Consider the following 271-nt stretch of genomic DNA (forward strand, 5'->3'; position numbering starts at 1 on the left):
CAAATAGTTTTTTCTTCGATTTGATACCAATAGTGATGCTATCGCCTATATTATAGGTATTTATTAAGCGTATGTTTTCGCTCTGCTTTACTGTATCGGCGGTAACTATTGTAATAGAATCGTTTCGATACGTAAATACTTTGTCGATATTTGTATCTGCGGTATCTACTGAATACAAAAAAATATTTATTCCGTCCACATTGCTCGATACAATACATGCCGCAGCTACAAACAACAACACTCTTATTTTGTACTTCAATCTATTTTAAGT

The 271-nt window shown here is 32.8% G+C and carries 1 protein-coding gene; it reads right to left on the reverse strand.

Annotated features, from left to right (window positions below):
• Nucleotides 1-235, reverse strand: a 235-nt coding sequence (locus SAZ04_RS22140; RefSeq protein WP_332699764.1) for a hypothetical protein, incomplete at its 3' end; no start/stop codon positions are given.
• Nucleotides 236-271 lie beyond the last annotated feature (36 nt).

Source organism: Halalkalibacter lacteus (assembly GCF_036663595.1).
In the GTDB taxonomy this organism is placed as follows: Bacteria; Bacillota; Bacilli; order Bacillales; family Bacillaceae_D; genus Halalkalibacter; species Halalkalibacter lacteus.